A 17,596-nucleotide genomic window follows, 5' to 3' on the forward strand; every position below is an offset into this window, starting at 1 on the left:
CGTCCCGGAAGGGGGCCGCTCGCGTGAGTGTGCTCGACGAGATCATCGACGGAGTCCGCGCCGACCTCGCCGAGCGGCAGGCGCGTGTCAGCCTCGACGAGCTCAAGGAGCGGGCCGCGAAAGCTCCCCAGGCCAAGGACGGCGTCGCCGCGCTGCGCGGCGACAGCGTCAAGGTGATCTGCGAGGTCAAGCGCTCGAGCCCGTCGAAGGGCGCGCTGGCCGCGATCGCCGACCCCGCCGGGCTCGCCGCCGACTACGAGGCGGGCGGCGCGGCTGTCATCAGTGTGCTGACCGAGCAGCGGAGGTTCGGCGGCTCGCTCGCCGACCTGGAGGCCGTACGGGCGCGGGTCGACGTTCCGCTGCTCCGCAAGGACTTCATCGTCACCTCGTACCAGCTGTGGGAGGCGCGGGCGTACGGCGCCGACCTCGCCCTGCTGATCGTCGCCGCGCTCGACCAGGAGGCCCTGGTGTCGCTGGTCGAGCGGGCCGAGTCGATCGGGCTCACCCCGCTCGTCGAGGTGCACGACGAGGAGGAGATCGAGCGGGCGGTGGACGCCGGGGCGCGCGTCATCGGCGTCAACGCGCGGAACCTGAAGACGCTCGAGGTGGACCGCGGGACGTTCGAGCGCATCGCGCCGGAGATCCCCGGGCACATCGTGAAGGTCGCCGAGTCGGGCGTCCGCGGCCCGCACGACCTCATTGCGTACGCGAACGAGGGCGCGGACGCGGTGCTGGTCGGTGAGTCGCTGGTCACCGGCCGCGATCCGAAGGCGGCCGTCGCCGACCTGGTTGCTGCGGGCGCGCACCCGGCGCTGCGGCACGGGCGGGGCTGAGGCCGCGATGCAGGATGTCTACGCGCGGATGGCGCGGCTGGCGCGCGGCTGCAGGCCGCGCGGCTGCCGTGCGCCTGCGCGGCGCGTCCGGGGACGCCGGGTGCGCTATGTGATCGGCTGCGAGCCGGGGCAGGTCAACGGGATGCGATGGCGCCTGGCGGCTGCGCTTTAGCCATCCGGCTGGCTGGCGGTTTTCGGCGGTTCCGGCGGTTCCGGCGGTTCCGGCGGTTCCCGGCAGTGCCGGGGCCAGTGCCTCCCGCCGGTGCCCCAGCGAAGCCCTGGACTGCCGGGCACCCCTGTGGCCCCTGCGGGTCCGGGGCGCATGGCCCCCGCTGCGGGTGTTGATCGCCCAGTGGTCTTATGCGGAGCCTGGGCAGCATGCGGCCCGTTGAAGACCTGCTGGGCGGCTGCGCGGTAGCCGATGCGGTCCTGCGTCGCAGGGACTGGCTGGGTGCCTGCGGCCGGTGGTCTGCTGCGGAGTTGCCTGGGTGGCTCCGCCTAGTGGCCCACTGGCCGCCTGCCTGGGTGGTGGTTCCGTGGGTCCCGGGCCCTGTGGCTGGGTGGTCCTGGCGGAATCAACGGCCTGCCCACCGTGGTCCTGTGGGTTCTGCTGCCTACGGCGTTCCCGCCGGTCTGCCGGCCCGGGCCCGGGCCTGGGCCGGTTCGAACCGCGCTGGGAACACCTGGCCGGGCCAGTCCAGTGCCCGCCGCCTGTAGGGCTCTCATCCACCCGTCTTCAAGGCGGGCGGGAGGAGGCCCGTCGGTTCCGAAGGAACATAGGGGCGGGTGGGTGGGAGGAGGACCTGCCGCGTAGCGGCAGAAGCCAGAGAAGCCCAGCGCAGCCAACGCGTACCTTGTTCACATACCGAGACTTTCGGGGCGCGAGCCCCTTCCGAGGAGTACGTCGGATGTCCTCTGACTTCTTCATCCCCGACCCGGAGGGTCGGATCCCCAGCGCGCAGGGCTACTTCGGCGCGTTCGGCGGCAAGTTCATCCCCGAGGCGCTCGTCGCCGCGGTCGACGAGGTGGCCGCCGAGTACGAGAAGGCGAAGGCCGACCCGGCTTTCGCCGCCGAGCTCGACGAGCTGCTCGTCGACTACACCGGCCGCCCGAGCCCTCTCACCGAGGTGCCCCGGTTCGCCGGGCACGCGGGCGGGGCCCGGATCTTCCTGAAGAGGGAAGATCTGAACCACACGGGCTCGCACAAGATCAACAACGTGCTCGGCCAGGCCCTGCTCACCAAGCGCATGGGCAAGACCCGCGTCATCGCCGAGACGGGCGCCGGCCAGCACGGTGTCGCCACGGCCACGGCCTGCGCCCTCTTCGGGCTCGAGTGCGTGATCTACATGGGTGAGATCGACACCCAGCGGCAGGCCCTCAACGTCGCGCGGATGCGGATGCTCGGCGCCGAGGTCGTGGCCGTCAAGTCCGGCAGCCGGACGCTGAAGGACGCGATCAACGAGGCGTTCCGCGACTGGGTCGCGAATGTCGACCGGACGCACTACCTGTTCGGCACGGTCGCCGGGCCGCACCCGTTCCCCGCGATGGTCCGGGACTTCCACCGGGTCATCGGCGTGGAGGCGCGGAGGCAGATCCTGGAGCGTACGGGCCGGCTGCCGGACGCCGTCGCCGCCTGCGTCGGCGGCGGGTCCAACGCGATCGGGCTGTTCCACGCCTTCATCCCGGACGAGAAGGTCCGTCTCGTCGGCATGGAGGCCGCGGGCCACGGCGTCGAGTCCGGCGAGCACGCCGCGACCCTGAGCGTCGGCGAGCCCGGCATCCTGCACGGCTCGCGCTCGTACGTCCTCCAGGACGAGGAAGGCCAGATCACCGAGCCGTACTCGATCTCGGCGGGCCTGGACTACCCCGGCATCGGTCCCGAGCACTCGTACCTCAAGGACGCGGGCCGCGCCGAGTACCGCCCGGTCACGGACGACGAGGCGATGCAGGCGCTGCGGCTGCTGTCGCGGACCGAGGGCATCATTCCGGCCATCGAGAGCGCCCACGCGCTCGCCGGGGCGCTCGACCTCGGCCGGGAGCTGGGGAAGGACGGCCTGATCCTGGTGAATCTGTCGGGCCGCGGCGACAAGGACATGGACACGGCCGCCCGCTACTTCGGGCTGTACGACACGGACGCGACGGTCGAGGCCGACGGGGGCGGCGGGATCGCCGAGATCCGGGAGGACACGAAGTGAGCGGGAACATCAAGCTGTTGAGCGACACCCTCGCGGCCGCCAAGGCCGAGGGACGGTCCCCGCTCATCGCCTACCTTCCGGCCGGGTTCCCGACCGTCGACGGCGGCATCGACGCGGTCAAGGCGGCTTTCGACGGCGGCGCCGACGTCGTCGAGGTCGGGCTGCCGCACAGCGACCCGGTCCTCGACGGGCCGGTCATCCAGACCGCCGACGACATCGCACTGCGCGGCGGCGTGAAGATCGCGGACGTGCTGCGCACGGTCCGCGAGGCCCACGGGGCGACCGGGAAGCCGGTGCTCGTCATGACGTACTGGAACCCGATCGACCGCTACGGCATCGAGCGCTTCGCCGCCGAGCTGGCCGAGGCCGGGGGAGCGGGCTGCATCCTGCCCGACCTGCCGGTCGAGGAGTCCGAGGTGTGGCGGAAGGCGGCGGAGCAGCACGGTCTTGCGACGGTCTTCGTCGTCGCGCCCAGCAGCCGCGACGACCGGCTCGCGAAGATCACGGCGGCCGGCACGGGCTTCGTGTACGCGGCGTCGCTGATGGGCGTGACCGGTACGCGCGAGTCGGTGGGCGCGCAGGCCCAGGACCTGGTACGGCGCACCCGGGCGACGACCGAGCTGCCGGTGTGCGTCGGGCTCGGGGTCTCCAACGCCGACCAGGCCGCGGAGGTGGCCGGGTTCGCGGACGGCGTGATCGTCGGCTCGGCCTTCGTCAAGCGGATGCTGGACGCGCCCGACGCCGAGGCGGGTCTTGCGGGGGTCCGGGCGCTCGCGGGGGAGCTGGCGGAGGGTGTGCGCCGCAGAGCCTGAGGCGGAGCGCCTCGGGCGGTAGCTCGTAAGGGTGGATCTGTGACCGGGGAGGCACGCTGGTGCCTCCCCGGTTCGTTTCCCCGGGTGTGAGCGAGAAGAACCGTGAGGGTAAGCGCAGCGCACGCGAACGGCTGCAGGAAGAGCGCGAGCGGGACCGGGTCCGCGAGAGGCGCAGGCGTGCGCTGATCGTCGGCGTGGGCGGCGTCGCCGTGCTCGGTATCGCCGCGGGTGTCGGCTTCGCGGTGTCGCAGGCGGGTGGTGACGGGGACGGGCCCGTGGTCGCGCCGACGGGCGCGAACGGCGAGGACAGCCTCGCGATCCCGGTCGGCAAGGCCTCGGCGCCGTCCACTCTCACCGTTTACGAGGACTTCCGCTGCCCGGCGTGCGGCCAGTTCGAGAACGGCTTCCGGGACACGATCCACGAGCTGCAGGACAAGGGGCAGCTCAAGACCGAGTACCACCTGGCGACGATCATCGACGGCAACCTGGGCGGCAGCGGCTCCCGTAACGCGGCCAACGCCGCGGCGTGCGCGCAGGACGCCGGGAAGTTCCAGGCGTACCACGACGTGCTCTACCGGAACCAGCCGCCGGAGCAGGACGACGCCTTCGCGAACAAGGGCCGTCTGATCGAGCTGGCGGGCAAGGTCGAAGGGCTGGCCACGGCCGAGTTCAGGAAGTGCGTGAACGAGGGTAGCCACGACGGCTGGGTGGACAAGTCCAACAGCGCCTTCACCAGCTCCGGCCACCGGGGCACGCCGACGGTCCTTCTCAACGGCAAGGACGTCAACAGCAACCAGCAGGACCCGCTGACGCCGGAGAAGCTGAAAAAGACGGTCGAGGACACCGCGCAGCAGCAGTCCTGACGCGTCGCGTCGCGTCGTGGGGCCGCACCGGATGCCGCCGCTCTCCCACCGGGGATCCAACCGGGTTCCCGCCGGGGAGACGGCGGCATCCGGCGTCCTGGCGAGCGATACGGCCGGGCGCCGATGTGGCGGCCGGGCTGGGCCGCGGGTACGGGCGCACGGTAGGTTCGGTTCTGCCATGGACCTCGCATACATTCCCAGCCCGTCGACCGGCGTGATCCACCTCGGACCGATCCCGCTGCGCGGCTACGCGTTCTGCATCATCATCGGCGTCTTCCTCGCCGTCTGGCTCGGCGGCCGCCGGTGGGTCGCCCGGGGCGGCCTGTCCGGGACGGTGGCGGACATCGCCGTCTGGGCGGTGCCGTTCGGCCTGGTCGGCGGACGCCTCTATCACGTGATCACCACGTACGAGCCGTACTTCGGCAAGGACGGCAACTGGGTCGACGCCTTCAAGATCTGGGAGGGCGGCCTCGGTATCTGGGGCGCGATCGCCCTGGGCGCGGTTGGCGCGTGGATCGGCTGCCGACGCCGGGGGATCCCGCTCCCGGCGTACGCGGACGCGGTCGCGCCCGGCATCGCCTTCGCCCAGGCGATCGGGCGCTGGGGCAACTGGTTCAACCAGGAGCTGTACGGGCGGGCGACCGACCTGCCGTGGGCGCTGAAGATCGACGGCGACCCGGACAGCGGCCGGATCGCCGGGACGTACCACCCGACCTTCCTGTACGAGTCGCTGTGGTGCGTGGGCGTGGCGCTGCTGGTCCTGTGGGCCGACCGGCGCTTCAAGCTGGGGCACGGGCGGGCTTTCGCGCTGTACGTGGCCGCGTACACGGTGGGGCGCGGCTGGATCGAGTACATGCGCATCGACGAGGCCCACCACATCCTGGGCGTCCGGCTCAACGTCTGGACGTCGGTCGTCGTCTTCCTGGCCGCCGTCACCTACATGATCATCTCGGCGAGGCGCAGGCCGGGGCGCGAGACCGTGGTCGAACCGGCGGCGGAGGCCGCGCGGGCGGAGAAGGCGGAGGCGGCGCAGAGCGACGGCTCCGCGGCGGCCGACGAGGCCGACCCGGCGGAGGCCGGGGCCGCCTCGGACGGCGACGCGGATCCGGCTGCGGACGGCGAGCCCGCCGCCGAGCCCGCCGCCGACGCCGACGCGGATGCCGACCGCGGCGCGGCCGCGGAGAAGGACGAGGCGGACTCCGCCTCGGAGGCGGAAGCAGGCGCCTCGAAGAAGCGCTGACCGCTCACGCCGCAGGCTTTACGGCCGCCGGCCCGCCCAAGCGGACCGGCGGCCGCCCTGCGCCCGGCCCCAGCCCACCCGAAGGCCACCACGCTCACCCGGCGCCGCAGGCGGGGGCGCAAGGGCCGCCCGAGGTTCCGCCGCAGCGGACTGTCCGCGGCTTCGTGCAGCTCACCGCAGGGCGGTGACAGGGCGGTGACCCTGCGCCGTGTCGCCGAAGCTCGCAGCAAGCGGCCGGCGGCCCGGAAAGGCGGTCGCGCGCGGCGCCGCAGCGTGCGGGCGGCGGCGCTCCCCCCGTGGTCCGCTGAAGCTCTTCGCGGGAGAAGCCGCAGGTCAGGGCGGTAAGTTCGGCCTTCCTTGCTAGCGGATCTTGAGGAATCGTGCGTACCTTCGAGGCGTTGGGGCAAGGGCGCAAGCCCGGATGCCCGTTGGTCCGGGGAAGCCGGGGGAACCCCAGGGGACTCCGGGGGAGGAAGGAGCACCAGGGGCGATGTCCGTCATCGATTCCACAGCCGATCTGCACCAGGCGCACCGCGACAACCACACCCACCGCGACGTCAACGGTGGCTGGCTGCGCCCCGCGGTCTTCGGTGCCATGGACGGGCTCGTCTCCAACCTCGCGCTGATCAGCGGCGTCGCCGGTGGGAGCGTGTCGTCCGGCACCATCGTGATCACCGGTCTCGCCGGTCTCGCCGCCGGGGCCTTCTCGATGGCCGCCGGTGAGTACACCTCCGTCGCCTCCCAGCGCGAGCTGGTCCTCGCCGAGCTGGAGGTGGAGCGGCGCGAGCTGCGCAGCCACCCCAAGGACGAGCAGAAGGAGCTCGCCGCGCTGTACGAGTCGCGGGGCGTCGAGCCGAAGCTCGCGCGCGAGGTCGCCAAGCAGCTGTCCAAGGATCCCGAGCAGGCGCTGGAGATCCACGCGAGGGAGGAGCTCGGGATCGACCCCTCGGACCTTCCCTCACCGGCTGTCGCGGCCGTATCGTCGTTCGGGTCCTTCGCGCTGGGCGCGCTGCTGCCTGTACTGCCGTACCTGCTCGGGGCCACGACGCTGTGGCCCGCCGCCCTGCTGGCGCTGCTCGGGCTCTTCGCCTGTGGCGCCGTCGTGGCCAGGGTCACGGCCCGCATGTGGTGGTACAGCGGGCTCCGACAGCTGATACTGGGTGGGGCCGCGGCTGCGGTCACCTACGGGCTCGGTGTGCTCTTCGGCACCGCCGTCGGTTAGCGCGGGCGCAGGACGGCGGGCAAGGCGGGCAGGGCCTCGGGCGGTCCGGCAGCAGCCACAGGTTTCTCATCGGTTTCAGCTCGTTTACGAATGGGCATGAGCCCGAAGCGCTTCAGGCAGTGTCGCCTTCAGCGCCCTGGGGTAGCGGATGTCGATCCGTCCGTGTTCGCCCCCCTCCTCACCGCACCCGGGCGGTGTCCGCATGTTGGAATGAAGCATCCGCTTCTCGAGAAGCGGGCCATCATGTAACCTGCACGAAAATTTGCTGCGCAGAGGGCCAACGTCGTCCCTCGGCACTGACACTGCCACGACGACGACGGGAGAGCCGATGCGTTCCGCGTCCACGCACTCGACCAGCGGCGCCACTGCCGCCTGGTCGCCCATGGACGGGCGCCCCGCCCCGCAGGGAATGTACGACCCGCACAACGAGCACGACGCCTGCGGTGTCGGCTTCGTGGCCACCCTCACCGGCGAGGCCAGCCACGAGCTCGTGGAGCAGGCTCTCACCGTGCTGCGCAACCTCGAGCACCGCGGTGCCACCGGCTCCGACCCGGACTCCGGCGACGGCGCGGGCATCCTGCTGCAGATTCCGGACGCCTTCCTGCGTGAGACCGTCGGATTCGCTCTGCCCGAGGCCGGCTCGTACGCCGTCGGCATCGCCTTCCTGCCCGCGGACGGCCCCGGTGGCGCGGACGCCGCCACCCGCATCGAGACCATCGCCGCCGAGGAGGGCCTGAGCGTCCTCGGCTGGCGCGAGGTGCCCGTCGCCCCCGAGATGCTCGGCAGCGGCGCACGTGCCACCATGCCCGCCTTCCGCCAGCTGTTCGTCGCGGACCGGGACGGTACGGCGAGCGGCATCGCCCTCGACCGCAAGGCGTTCGTGCTGCGCAAGCGCGCCGAGCGCGAGTCCGGGGTCTACTTCCCCTCGCTCTCCGCGCGGACCATCGTCTACAAGGGCATGCTCACCACCGGGCAGCTCGAGCCGTTCTTCCCCGACCTGTCCGACCGCCGCTTCGCCACCGCCGTCGCGCTGGTCCACTCGCGCTTCTCGACGAACACCTTCCCGAGCTGGCCGCTGGCCCACCCGTACCGGTTCGTCGCCCACAACGGCGAGATCAACACCGTCCAGGGCAACCGCAACTGGATGCGGGCGCGCGAGTCGATGCTGGCCAGCGAGCACTTCGGGGAGAAGGCCCTCGAGCGGACCTTCCCCGTGTGTACGCCCGGGGCCTCGGACTCCGCGTCCTTCGACGAGGTCCTGGAGCTGCTCCACCTCGGCGGGCGCTCGCTGCCGCACGCGGTGCTGATGATGGTCCCCGAGGCGTGGGAGAACCACTCCTCCATGGACCCGGCCCGCCGCGCCTTCTACCGCTTCCACTCCACGATGATGGAGCCCTGGGACGGCCCCGCCTGCGTCACCTTCACCGACGGCACCCAGGTCGGCGCCGTACTCGACCGCAACGGCCTGCGCCCCGGCCGCTACTGGGTCACCGACGACGGCCTCGTCGTGCTCTCCTCCGAGGTCGGCGTGCTCGACATCGACCCCTCCAAGGTCGTCCGCAAGGGCCGCCTCCAGCCGGGCCGGATGTTCCTCGTCGACACTGCCGAGCACCGCATCATCGAGGACGACGAGATCAAGGCGCAGCTCGCCGCCGAGCAGCCCTACGAGGAGTGGCTCGAGGTCGGGCTCATCGACGTCGAGGACCTGCCCGAGCGCGAGCACATCGTCCACACCCACGCCTCGGTCACCCGCCGCCAGCAGACCTTCGGCTACACCGAGGAGGAGCTGCGCGTCCTCCTCGCGCCGATGGCCAAGACCGGCGCCGAGCCGATCGGTTCGATGGGCACCGACTCGCCGATCGCCGCGCTGTCCGAGCGGCCCCGGCTGCTCTTCGACTACTTCACCCAGCTGTTCGCGCAGGTCACCAACCCGCCGCTGGACGCCATCCGTGAGGAGCTCGTCACCTCGCTGATCTCCTCGCTCGGCCCGCAGGGCAACCTGCTCGAGCCGAACGCGGCCTCCTGCCGCAGCGTCACCCTGCCGTTCCCGGTGATCGACAACGACGAGCTGGCCAAGCTCATCCACATCAACGCCGACGGCGACCTGCCCGGCTTCAAGGCCGTGACCCTCTCCGGCCTCTACCGGGTCGGCGGCGGAGGCGAGGCGCTGGCCGCCCGGATCGCCGAGATCTGCGCCGAGGCCGACTCCGCCATCGCCGGCGGCGCCCGCCTCATCGTGCTCTCCGACCGGCACTCGGACGCCGAGCACGCGCCGATCCCGTCGCTGCTGCTCACCTCCGCGGTCCACCACCACCTGATCCGTACGAAGCAGCGCACCCACGTCGGGCTGCTGGTCGAGGCCGGCGACGTCCGCGAGGTGCACCACGTCGCGCTGCTCATCGGCTACGGCGCCGCGGCCGTCAACCCGTACCTCGCCATGGAGTCGGTCGAGGACCTGGTCCGCGCGGGCACCTTCCTGCCCGGTGCCGACGCCGAGATCGCGATCAAGAACCTCATCAAGGCGCTGGGCAAGGGCGTGCTGAAGGTGATGTCCAAGATGGGCATCTCCACCGTCGCCTCCTACCGCGGCGCGCAGGTCTTCGAAGCGGTCGGCCTGGACCAGGAGTTCGTGGACGCGTACTTCCACGGCACCGCCACGAAGATCGGCGGCGCGGGCCTGGACGTCATCGCCCGTGAGGTCGCCGAGCGGCACGCCAAGGCGTACCCGGCCTCCGGCATCGCCCCGGCGCACCGCACGCTGGACATCGGCGGCGAGTACCAGTGGCGCCGCGAGGGCGAGCCGCACCTCTTCGACCCGGAGACGGTCTTCCGGCTGCAGCACTCCACGCGCTCCCGCCGCTACGACATCTTCAAGCAGTACACCGAGCGCGTGGACCACCAGTCCGAGCGGCTGATGACGCTGCGCGGCCTGTTCGGCTTCAAGAGCGACCGCGAGCCGATCTCGATCGACGAGGTCGAGCCGGTCAGCGAGATCGTCAAGCGCTTCTCCACCGGCGCCATGTCGTACGGCTCCATCTCCAAGGAGGCGCACGAGACCCTCGCCATCGCCATGAACCGGCTGGGCGGCAAGTCCAACACCGGTGAGGGCGGCGAGGACCCGGACCGTCTGTACGACCCGGCCCGCCGGTCCGCGATCAAGCAGGTCGCCTCCGGCCGCTTCGGCGTGACCAGCGAGTACCTGGTCAACTCCGACGACATCCAGATCAAGATGGCGCAGGGCGCGAAGCCCGGCGAGGGCGGCCAGCTGCCGGGGCACAAGGTGTACCCGTGGGTGGCCAAGACCCGGCACTCGACCCCGGGCGTGGGGCTCATCTCCCCGCCGCCGCACCACGACATCTACTCCATCGAGGACCTGGCCCAGCTGATCCACGACCTGAAGAACGCCAACCCGCAGGCGCGCATTCACGTCAAGCTGGTCTCGGAGGTCGGCGTCGGCACCGTCGCCGCCGGTGTCTCCAAGGCGCACGCGGACGTCGTGCTGATCTCGGGACACGACGGCGGTACGGGCGCCTCGCCGCTCACCTCGCTGAAGCACGCGGGCGGCCCCTGGGAGCTGGGCCTGGCCGAGACCCAGCAGACGCTGCTGCTCAACGGCCTGCGCGACCGTATCGTCGTGCAGACCGACGGCCAGCTGAAGACCGGCCGTGACGTGGTCGTCGCCGCGCTGCTCGGCGCCGAGGAGTTCGGCTTCGCGACCGCGCCGCTGGTGGTCTCCGGCTGCGTGATGATGCGCGTCTGCCACCTGGACACCTGCCCGGTCGGCATCGCCACCCAGAACCCGGTGCTGCGCGAGCGGTACAACGGCAAGGCCGAATTCGTCGTGAACTTCTTCGAGTTCATCGCCGAGGAGGTCCGCGAGCTGCTGGCCGAGCTGGGCTTCCGTACGCTCGAGGAGGCCGTCGGCCACGCCGAGGTCCTCGACACCCGGCGGGCCGTGAACCACTGGAAGGCGCAGGGCCTGGACCTCGAGCCGCTGCTGCACGTGCCGGACCTGCCGGACGGCGCCGTACGCCACCAGGCCGTCGAGCAGGACCACGGTCTGGAGAAGGCGCTCGACAACGAGCTGATCAAGCTCGCGGCCGACGCCCTGACCGCGGACACCGCCGAGGACGCGCAGCCCGTCCGCGCGCAGGTCGCCATCCGCAACATCAACCGCACCGTCGGCACCATGCTGGGCCACGAGGTGACGAAGAAGTTCGGTGGCGCGGGCCTGCCCGACGACACCATCGACATCACCTTCACCGGCTCCGCGGGCCAGTCGTTCGGCGCCTTCGTGCCGCGCGGCGTCACCCTGCGCCTGGAGGGCGACACCAACGACTACGTCGGCAAGGGCCTCTCCGGCGGCCGGCTCGTCGTCCGCCCGGACCGGGGCGCCGACCACCTGGCCGAGTTCTCGACCATCGCGGGCAACACCATCGCGTACGGCGCGACCGGCGGTGAGATCTTCCTCCGCGGCCGGGTCGGCGAGCGCTTCTGCGTCCGCAACTCCGGGGCGACGGTGGTGTCCGAGGGCGTGGGCGACCACGGTTGCGAGTACATGACCGGTGGCAACGCGGTCGTCCTCGGGTCGACCGGCCGCAACTTCGCGGCCGGCATGTCGGGCGGCTTCGCGTACGTCATCGACCTGGACGCCGACAACGTCAACAAGGACCTGGTGCCGGCCGTCGGGCCGCTGGACGCCGACGACCGGCAGTGGCTGCACGATGTCGTGCGCCGCCACCACGAGGAGACCGGCTCCACCGTCGCCGAGAAGCTCCTCGCCGACTGGGACACGGCCGTGACTCGCTTCAGCAAGGTCACGCCGGCCACGTACAAGGCAGTGCTCGCCGCCAAGGACGCCGCCGAGCGAGCCGGGCTCTCCGAGTCCGAGACCCACGAGAAGATGATGGAGGCGGCGACCAATGGCTGACCCCAAGGGCTTCCTGACCACCGGGCGCGAAGTCGCCGAGACCCGTCCGGTCGAGGAGCGCGTCAAGGACTGGAACGAGGTCTACAAGCCGGGCTCGCTGCTGCCCATCATCAGCAAGCAGGCCGGCCGCTGCATGGACTGCGGCATCCCGTTCTGCCACAACGGCTGCCCGCTCGGGAACCTCATTCCCGAGTGGAACGACTTCGCCTACCGCGAGGACTGGAGCGAGGCCAGCGAGCGGCTGCACGCCACCAACAACTTCCCGGAGTTCACTGGGCGGCTGTGCCCGGCCCCGTGCGAGTCGGCCTGCGTGCTGGGCATCAACCAGCCCGCGGTGACCATCAAGAACGTCGAGGTCACCATCATCGACAAGGCGTGGGAGACCGGTGACGTCACCCCGCAGCAGCCGGAGCGTCTCTCCGGCAAGACCGTCGCCGTCATCGGCTCGGGCCCGGCAGGGCTCGCGGCCGCCCAGCAGCTGACCCGGGCCGGCCACACCGTCGCGGTGTACGAGCGCGCCGACCGTATCGGCGGCCTGCTGCGCTACGGCATCCCCGAGTTCAAGATGGAGAAGCGCCACATCAACCGCCGCATCGAGCAGATGCGCGCGGAGGGCACCAAGTTCCGTACGGGCGTGGAGATCGGCCGCGACATCAACGCGGCCAAGCTGCGCAACCGCTATGACGCGGTCGTCATCGCGGCCGGTGCCACCACCGCGCGCGACCTGCCGGTGCCGGGGCGCGAGCTGTCCGGGATCTACCAGGCGATGGAGTACCTGCCGCTGTCCAACAAGGTGCAGGAGGGCGACTTCGTCGCCCCGCCGATCACCGCGGAGGGCAAGCACGTCGTCGTCATCGGCGGCGGCGACACCGGCGCGGACTGCGTCGGCACGGCCCACCGGCAGGGCGCGGCCTCCGTCACCCAGCTGGAGATCATGCCGAGGCCGGGCGAGGAGCGGAACGCCAACCAGCCGTGGCCGACCTTCCCGATGCTCTACAAGGTCACCTCGGCCCACGAGGAGGGCGGCGAGCGGGTCTACTCCGTCTCCACGACCCACTTCGAGGGCGACGAGGACGGCAATGTGCAGTTCCTGCACCTGGTCGAGGTGGAGTTCAAGGACGGCAAGCTGGAGCAGAAGCCGGGAACCGAGCGGAAGATCCCGGCCCAGCTCGTCACGCTGGCCATGGGCTTCACCGGAACGGACCAGGAGAACGGCCTGGTCCAGCAGTTCGGACTGGAGCTGGACGCCCGCGGCAACATCGCGCGCGACGCCGACTTCGCGACCAACGTGCCCGGCGTCTTCGTCGCCGGCGACGCGGGCCGCGGCCAGTCGCTGATCGTCTGGGCGATCGCCGAGGGCCGCTCCGCCGCCCGCGGTGTGGACCGGTTCCTCACCGGCGCGAGCTCGCTCCCGGCCCCGATCCGCCCGACGGACCGCGCGCTGACGGTCTGAGCCACGAGCGTTCCGTACAACGGCGTGCGGACGGAACCGCGGCGCCTGCCTCTCTCCCGACCGGAGGCAGGCGCCGCGGGCTGTCCTTGGGCAGTTCGCAGAGCGTCTGCAGCGCGTCGGTCATGACCGGCTGCCTTGCCGACGCTGCTCTCGTTTCCGCGCGCCCCCGGCCAGGCCGTCGTGCATGGCGCAGAAAGCACCTGTGACGAGCGCAATTCCTGGCGGCGGTCCTTGCTCCGCTCCTACGATTGGGGGCACCCGGGGGAGAGGCCAGCTCTAGTGACGCGCAGCACCACACAGCCGGCGAACAGGGTCGAGACCGCCGTTGCCTGGACCTTCAAGAACTTGGACGGTGTCGTCGCCATCGGCGCCGCTCTGATCATCGGTCTTCTGGACATCTTCAACGAGAAACTCGACAACAACATCACCTCAGGAGCCACCCTGCTGGTGCTCGCCGCACTCGTCTTCGGGACGCTGACCGAGCGTCGGCGGCGGATCGCCGACATCCGGGAGGCGACGACCGGGACGCGGCACGCGCTCGAAGACCTCACCATGGTGCGGTCGTTGTCGAGTTCCGAACTGGAACGAGCCCTGGAGCAGGCACGCCAGAACACCGACCGGTGGGTGTTCAAGGGCGGCACCGGAACATATCTGCGCGCCGTGACCCTCCCGGTCTGCGTCCGGGAGGCGCAGCGCCAGCGCCGCTCTCTCACGATCAAGATCGATATCGTCAATCCGGCGGACGAGCAGGCCTGCGCGGCGTACGCACGCTTCCGGCAGACGTTCGCCCACCGGCTGGAGGTCGTGCCTCCCGACAGCTGGAGCGCCGACCGGACTCGCAAGGAGTCGTTCGCGACGGTGCTCGCCAGCTGCTGGTACCGGCAGCGGCTCGATACCCTGGAGATCGACGTCCATCTGTCGTCGGTCGTCCCCACGCTGCGATTCGACCTGTCCGCCTCCTGCCTGATCATCACTCAGGACGATCCGAGACGGGTCAACCTGCTGGTGGAGCGGGACCGGCCGCTCTACGACTACTACGTCACGGAGCTCCACCAGAGCCGGGAGCAGGCTGTCACTCTCGACCTGCGCCGGACCGTACCGCTCAGTGACGAGCCGACGGTCGACGAAGCCCACCGGCTCTTCGAACGGCTGGGTCTGCCACTCCCGGCCACGTTCACCGACAGAGACGTCAGCGACATCATCGACAAGGCGCTGCACGCGGAGAATCCGTACCGGAGGTGAGCCACCGAGTGCGCAGTCCCGTGGACCACCGATTACTCGAACAGACCATGGACCGGGGCGGAGCAGCGACCGCGGAGATCTTCGATGCAGCCGCCTCCGCCCTCGAGGAGATCGCCACTGGCCGGCGCGGACTGCGCGCCGTCCGCCACCCGCTCGGCTTCCTCTGCTTTCCCGTGCAGCGCGACGGCGACCGCGGAGTCTGCGTGCACTCCTTCGACGCGAGCGCGGGCCGTGCGACGCCGGCGCCGACCACCTCACCCGTGCACTCACACAGCTGGGAGCTGACGAGCTGTGTGCTGTACGGCCAGGTGGGCAATCTGCGCGTACGGGTCCACGAGCGCCCGAAGGAACCCACGCACCGCCTGTACGAGGTGCTCAGCAGACCTTCTGGAGTAGACGAGATCCGGCCGACTTCGCGTCTGGTGAGCTGTGAGCCGGGCCCCGAACAGACCAGCGCCCGAGGCGAGATCTACACGCTTCCGGCTGGGGAGTTCCACACCACCATCGTGCCGCACGGCAGCGCGGCCGCCACGCTGGTGCTCGGCCGGTCTCTCCCCGGGCACTCCGACCTGTCCCTCGGACCGGTGCATGGCGCGAGGCATCGAGTGGTACGACAGACATGCGATGCCGCACAGACGGCCCGGACGGCACGATCCGTCCTCAGGAGGATCCATGCGCTTGACGCCGAGTGACCCCGCAGACCAGTTCGCGGCCGAGCGGCAGCTGGCAGTCGCCGCGGCACGGGAAGCGGGCGCGCTGCTGCGCTCCCGCTTCCAAGACGACTACGGCATCCGGACGAAGGGCAACCACGGGGACGTGGTCACCGACCTCGACCTGATGGCCGAGCGCCTCATCGTGAAGAGGATCCGGGCTCGCTTTCCGCATGACCGGATCCTCGCCGAAGAGGCCGGCTCACTCGACGGTGACCAGGGCGGAGGGCAGGGCGCGCATCACCGCACCTGGCTCGTCGATCCGCTCGACGGCAGCAACAACGTGGTCATCGGCCTGCCCGCCTACGTCGTCGGCATTGCGCTCTGCGTCGACGACGCCCCCGTGGTCGGCGTCGTGCACGACCCGGTGACCGACAGAACCTGGACGGCTCTGACCGGCGGCGGCGCGTACGGGCCACATGGACGGATGACAGGCCCCGCCCGACCGCTCTCGCCCGCCGGGCCGTTGCTCGCCTGGACCCAGGGGCATGCGGTCGCCCGCGACGACCCCTCCGCGCGCGCCCTCAAGGAAGTCCTCGAGTCCGGATCCCGGCGATTGCTGCAGCTGTGGGCGCCGCTGCTGACCTGGTCCATGCTCGCCCGCGGGGACATCGACGGCTTCGTCGGCTACCGCGCGGAGGCCATCGATCTGCCTGCGGGCGCTCTGCTCGCTGCTGAGGCGGGCCTGGAGATCCGGGCCCTCGACGGCAGTCTGTTTCACGGCAGCGTCACGGGCCCTGACACCGACCGCAGTTTCGTCGCCGGCCGGCCGGAGGACATGCCGTATCTACTCGATCTGGTCAGCCGGAGCGCACCCATCGGCGTGCGCTGAAGCCCGTGCCGCATCTCATCCCGTCACCGCGAGCGCCGCGGTGGAGGCCAGCAGGGCACCGACGGCGAGCACCAATCCGGTGCTCATGAAACTCTTCAGCGAGACCCGGACACCCTGCGCATGGCAGCGCTCGAACCACAGCAGCGTCGCCAGCGAAGCCCAAGGCGTGATCACCGGGCCCACATTGGTCCCTATGAGGAGCGCCAGTAACTGCTCGTGGTTCCCGACCGGAACCGCCGACTCCCCGGCCAGATAGACGGGCAGGTTGTTCAGTAGGTTTGACAGGCCCCCGCCGACCGCGGCGGCACGGAGCATGCCGAGCAGCCCGCCGTCCGGGCCGACGGCCGACGACAGCACGTCGTGCAGCCCGTTCACATTGACCGTCTCCACCACCAGGAACATCCCCGGCACCAGGACCAGCAGCCGCCACGGCACCAGGGAAAGCCGCAGCGCGGACCGCCTGCGCACCGCGAAGGCCGCGACGGCGATCCCCGCGGCCGACGCCGACGCCGTCCACAGAGGAATGTCGGCGACCAGGATGGCCAGCAGAAAACCCGCGCAGGCCAGCCCGCAGATCCGGAACAGTGCACGGTCGGCGGGCCGGTGCACCTCCGCTGGCGTGTAGACCTCCGCGCCCCGTCGGCCGCGGCGCCAGTAGAACAGCCACAGGCAGGCCATAGTGACCGCGATGGCCGCCAGTTGGGGAGCCCACATCTTCCCGGCCAGGCCCGAGGGGGAGAGCGCGACGCGGTCCGCGGCCAGCAGATTGGTCAGATTGGACACGGGCAGCAGCAGGCTCGCCGTATTGGCCAGCCACACTGTCGTCATCGCCAGGGGAACGGCCGCGATCCCCACCCGCACGGCGAGCGCCAGCATCACGGGGGTGAGCAGCACCGCCGTCGTGTCCAGGTTGAGCGTGATCGTCGTGACCGAGGCGAATCCCACGCACAGCACGAACAACAGCGCGTAGCTGCCGCGCGCCGCACGCGCCACACGCGAGGCGATCACGTCGAACACCTCTGCCCTGCTGGTGAGTTCGGCGAGCACGATCACCGTGCCGAGGAAGGCGAGCAGTGGCACGATGCGGACCATGGCGTCCCCTGCAGGCTCCGCCGGAAGCAGTCCTGTGGCAAGGAACAGCAGACCGCAGGCCAGCATCCCCCCGGCCAACCAGTCCAGCACATGCAGGCGTTGTATGGCGCGCACATGCAAGAGCATCGCACACGTTTCGTACGAATGTCATGACCGTTGGTGATCGGGCTCC

The 17,596-nt window shown here is 70.9% G+C and carries 13 protein-coding genes; 12 read left to right on the forward strand and 1 reads right to left on the reverse strand.

Translation table 11 applies throughout. From position 1 onward, the window contains the following. The first annotated feature begins 23 nt into the window (after nucleotides 1-23). The 12 genes from trpC to ACTWP8_RS21080 all read left to right on the forward strand — a co-directional run bounded on the left by trpC (nucleotide 24) and on the right by ACTWP8_RS21080 (nucleotide 16,332). Nucleotides 24-833, forward strand: coding sequence for an indole-3-glycerol phosphate synthase TrpC (gene trpC / locus ACTWP8_RS21025; RefSeq protein WP_443313438.1), 810 nt, complete (start codon nucleotides 24-26; stop codon nucleotides 831-833). Nucleotides 834-840: 7 nt separating this feature from the next. Beyond that, nucleotides 841-1,005 carry a tryptophan biosynthesis modulator TrpM gene (gene trpM / locus ACTWP8_RS21030; RefSeq protein ID WP_443313439.1) on the forward strand — a complete coding sequence of 55 codons (165 nt, stop codon included), beginning with the start codon at nucleotides 841-843 and terminating at the stop codon, nucleotides 1,003-1,005. 736 nt (nucleotides 1,006-1,741) lie between these two features. Continuing rightward, nucleotides 1,742-3,028 (forward strand): tryptophan synthase subunit beta, encoded by a 1,287-nt coding sequence (trpB, locus tag ACTWP8_RS21035; RefSeq protein WP_443323687.1) that lies wholly within the window; start codon nucleotides 1,742-1,744, stop codon nucleotides 3,026-3,028. After that, nucleotides 3,025-3,840 (forward strand): tryptophan synthase subunit alpha, encoded by an 816-nt coding sequence (gene trpA / locus ACTWP8_RS21040; RefSeq protein ID WP_443323688.1) that lies wholly within the window; start codon nucleotides 3,025-3,027, stop codon nucleotides 3,838-3,840. The genes trpB and trpA overlap by 4 nt, the downstream gene beginning before the upstream one ends. 86 nt (nucleotides 3,841-3,926) lie before the next feature. Further along, nucleotides 3,927-4,703, forward strand: a complete 777-nt coding sequence (locus ACTWP8_RS21045; protein ID WP_443323689.1) for a DsbA family protein — start codon at nucleotides 3,927-3,929, stop codon at nucleotides 4,701-4,703. A 178-nt stretch (nucleotides 4,704-4,881) separates the two neighbouring features. Beyond that, nucleotides 4,882-5,943 (forward strand): prolipoprotein diacylglyceryl transferase, encoded by a 1,062-nt coding sequence (gene lgt, locus ACTWP8_RS21050; RefSeq protein ID WP_443323690.1) that lies wholly within the window; start codon nucleotides 4,882-4,884, stop codon nucleotides 5,941-5,943. A 490-nt stretch (nucleotides 5,944-6,433) separates the two neighbouring features. Then, on the forward strand, nucleotides 6,434-7,165 hold the full coding sequence (locus ACTWP8_RS21055) for a VIT1/CCC1 transporter family protein (RefSeq protein ID WP_443313444.1): 732 nt from the start codon (nucleotides 6,434-6,436) through the stop codon (nucleotides 7,163-7,165). A 328-nt stretch (nucleotides 7,166-7,493) separates the two neighbouring features. Beyond that, entirely contained in the window at nucleotides 7,494-12,095 is a 4,602-nt protein-coding gene (gltB, locus tag ACTWP8_RS21060; RefSeq protein WP_443323691.1) for a glutamate synthase large subunit, read from the forward strand. Then, the gene (locus tag ACTWP8_RS21065; protein WP_443323692.1) at nucleotides 12,088-13,548 is read left to right on the forward strand and encodes a glutamate synthase subunit beta; all 1,461 of its coding nucleotides are present in this window, start codon (nucleotides 12,088-12,090) and stop codon (nucleotides 13,546-13,548) included. The genes gltB and ACTWP8_RS21065 overlap by 8 nt, the downstream gene beginning before the upstream one ends. Before the next feature lie 279 nt (nucleotides 13,549-13,827). After that, complete coding sequence (locus tag ACTWP8_RS21070; protein ID WP_443323693.1) at nucleotides 13,828-14,790, forward strand: hypothetical protein; 963 nt, start codon at nucleotides 13,828-13,830, stop codon at nucleotides 14,788-14,790. An 8-nt stretch (nucleotides 14,791-14,798) separates the two neighbouring features. Next, nucleotides 14,799-15,482 carry a hypothetical protein gene (locus ACTWP8_RS21075; RefSeq protein WP_443323694.1) on the forward strand — a complete coding sequence of 228 codons (684 nt, stop codon included), beginning with the start codon at nucleotides 14,799-14,801 and terminating at the stop codon, nucleotides 15,480-15,482. Next, nucleotides 15,463-16,332, forward strand: coding sequence for an inositol monophosphatase family protein (locus ACTWP8_RS21080; protein ID WP_443323695.1), 870 nt, complete (start codon nucleotides 15,463-15,465; stop codon nucleotides 16,330-16,332). The genes ACTWP8_RS21075 and ACTWP8_RS21080 overlap by 20 nt, the downstream gene beginning before the upstream one ends. A 15-nt stretch (nucleotides 16,333-16,347) precedes the next feature. Here ACTWP8_RS21080 and ACTWP8_RS21085 read toward each other — a convergent pair whose 3' ends face one another. Further along, on the reverse strand, nucleotides 16,348-17,550 hold the full coding sequence (locus ACTWP8_RS21085; protein ID WP_443323696.1) for an SLC13 family permease: 1,203 nt from the start codon (nucleotides 17,548-17,550) through the stop codon (nucleotides 16,348-16,350). Between the last annotated feature and the right edge of the window lie 46 nt (nucleotides 17,551-17,596).

Source organism: Streptomyces sp. 7N604, from assembly GCF_052245475.1.
In the GTDB taxonomy this organism is placed as follows: Bacteria; Actinomycetota; Actinomycetes; order Streptomycetales; family Streptomycetaceae; genus Streptomyces.